Source organism: Dehalococcoidia bacterium (assembly GCA_035310145.1).
In the GTDB taxonomy this organism is placed as follows: Bacteria; Chloroflexota; Dehalococcoidia; order CAUJGQ01; family CAUJGQ01; genus CALFMN01.
Map to the genome: position 1 here is coordinate 1 of DATGEL010000116.1, position 2,527 is coordinate 2,527.

At 68.1% G+C, this 2,527-nt stretch carries 4 protein-coding genes; 2 read left to right on the forward strand and 2 right to left on the reverse strand.

Going from position 1 to position 2,527, the window contains the following annotated elements:
- The coding region (locus tag VKV26_21750) for a hypothetical protein (GenBank protein HLZ72539.1) at nt 1-320 on the reverse strand (320 nt) is incomplete at its 3' end.
- A 190-nt stretch (nt 321-510) separates the two neighbouring features.
- On the opposite strand from VKV26_21750, the gene VKV26_21755 reads away from it, so the two are divergent.
- On the forward strand, nt 511-903 hold the full coding sequence (locus VKV26_21755) for a hypothetical protein (GenBank protein ID HLZ72540.1): 393 nt from the start codon (nt 511-513) through the stop codon (nt 901-903).
- 22 nt (nt 904-925) lie between these two features.
- A complete protein-coding gene (locus VKV26_21760; GenBank protein ID HLZ72541.1) occupies nt 926-2,215 on the forward strand; it encodes a hypothetical protein in 1,290 nt (429 codons plus the stop codon).
- 27 nt (nt 2,216-2,242) lie between these two features.
- On the opposite strand, the gene VKV26_21765 is transcribed toward VKV26_21760, so the two are convergent.
- A partial coding sequence (locus VKV26_21765; GenBank protein ID HLZ72542.1) for a hypothetical protein occupies nt 2,243-2,527 on the reverse strand: 285 nt, incomplete at its 5' end.

Here is a 2,527-nt window from a genome sequence, read left to right on the forward strand (position 1 = left end):
CACTGCCCGGCGACGCGGATGCCTTGCTCCAGGTACTGGAACTCGACCGTGAACCGCAGCCGGGCCTGGCGCAGATGCTCGCTGATGGCCGCGTAGCGTTCGCGCTGGCCGGGCGCGGGGCGCGTGAAGCACTTGACCGCCCAGCGCCGATCGCCGGACGCGGAGCGCAGCTCGTACACGTCGGCAAAGTTGCCCGAGCGCGGCATCGGCAGCCCGAGGGCGTTCGTGGCGACCTGGGCAGCGCGCAGCTCGTCATCGGCGAAGCAGAGGCGGGGGTCTTGAACCGCCTCGTTGTAGTCCTGGGAGAGCGGCCACGGCATTGCTGTCCCTTGGTCCCGGCAATGGTCGATTCGCCCATTGTGATCGCACGGCGGCCGGCGGTCAAGCCGCCGACGCGCCGTGGACGAGTTCAGGGCGCACGACGCGGTTTGCAGCTGGCGATGCGGAGCCATACATTGGCCAGGGGCAGTCCGTTCACTCGTTTGACCCAAGTTCCGAAAGGAGCCAGGGATGGCGCGAGCCCGAAAAACCACTCCGCAAGTCGAAAAAGTGCAGCCGTATTTGGAAGGCGTCGCCAAAAACCTCATCGACAAGCTATATGGGCCCGACGGCCCTGGCTGGGGCACCAAGCTTTCCGACATCGAGGAATTGTTCGTCACGCTGCGCACCGCGCTGAGCGAAGCCATGCTGGCCGAGGCTCTCACACGTCAGGCCACCGCGCATGCCGCGGGGCCGGCGCCGGCGCGGCTCTGCCCGAGCTGCCAACAGCCCCTGGACTGTACGGGGCGCAATCAACGCCTGCTCGAGACGGACGCCGGCGAGGCCGTCTGGGCCGAGCCGGAAGGCTACTGCGACCGCTGCCGGCGGTCTTTTTTTCCCTCAATCCAAAAGCCTGGGCATTGACCAATGCGAGGTCAGCCCGCGTTTGCAACAGAAGATTACCTACGCGGGCACCGTGAGCCGATCGTTCGCCGAGGGCCATGACCTGCTGGAGCGACTGGCCGATACGGCGGTGTCGGTCAAACAAGTCGAGCGGCTGACCCGGCGCATCGGCGCCGAGCGCGTGGCGGAGCGCGACGCGCTGGTGGCGGCGTTTCAGGCATTGCCGTTGCCGGAGAAATTCGGCGTGCCCGCAGGCGTGGCGGCGCCGGAGGTGGCCGCGGTGATGGCCGACGGCGGCCGCTTGCAGATCCTGGATCGCGCCGCGCTGGCGCCGGCCGAGCCGGCCACGGCGGCAGCACCGGCGGCAACGACCGAAACCGCCGCGGCGGCGCGCGAGACCTGGGAGGCCGAGCCGATCCCTGCCGGTCACTGGCGGGAAGACAAGATGGCGCTGCTGCTGACCCTGGATAGTCCGGTGTCCACCACCGATCCCTGTCCGACCTTGCCGGCCGCGTTCCTGGATGCGGCGCGGATGGAGGCCCTAGCCCGTGACCTATCCCGCCACGTCAAAGGACCGCTGGCGGATGCCGCCGATCCGGCGATGGCACCCGCAGCGGCGGCGGCAGCCGCGCCGGCCGCGCCGGCCGCGCCCGTCTATCAGCCGCCGGTGGTGCAGCGCCGGCAGGTCCTGGCCTCGCGTCAGCCGTGGCCGACGTTCGCACCCATCGTGGCGCAGGCGGCGTGGGCGCAGGGATTCCAGGGGGCCCGGCGGCGCGCGTTCGTGGGCGATGGGTCGGCCAACCATTGGCGCTTACGGCGGCGATGTTTCGGGTCGTTCGTGCCGATCTTGGACTTCATCCACGCGCTGTCGTATGTGTATGCGGCGGCGACGGCGGGGCGGTCACGCGTGATCGGCTGGGCGATTTACGAGCAGTGGATTACGTGGGTCTGGCAGGGCCGGGTGGCCGAGGTGATCGTCGCGTTGCACGACCGCCAAGCCGAACTGGGCATGCCGGAGGCGGACGAGCCCGACACGAGTCCGCGCGCGGTGGTGGCGCGAACCTTAACTTATCTGGGCAACCAGCGGGACAAGATGCACTACGACGAGTACCGCCGGCAGGGGCTGCCCATCACGAGCAGCCTCATGGAATCGACGGTGAAGCAAGTGAACCGGCGCGTGAAAGGGACGGAGAAGTTCTGGTCGGAAGCGGGTGCCGAAGCGCTGCTGCAGCTACGAGCGGACCAATTGAGTGACGACGAACCGCTGGCGGACTTCTGGCGTCGTCGCGAAGCGGCAGCGACCGGGCAACGCCGTAGCCGCCGCGCGGCCTAATCACAAACCGCGTCGTGCGCCCGCGGCTTAGCGCCCCGGCGGCGCCGTCGGTACGCTGCCATCCAGGTAGCGCCAGTCCTTGAGGAACCGCAACAAATCCGCCATCTCCGCCACGCTGACGCTCTTCTCCAGCCCCTCCGGCATCAGCGAAATTCCTGTTGAGGTAATCTCCTCGATATCCTTCCGCAGCACGGTATCGCTTTGCCCCTCCGCGCGCTTCAGCGTCACGCTGGTCGCCGTCTCCGCCGCCAGGATCCCAGTGAGCACACGACCGTCCTTCGTGGAAACCAGGTAATTGATGTAGTTATTATC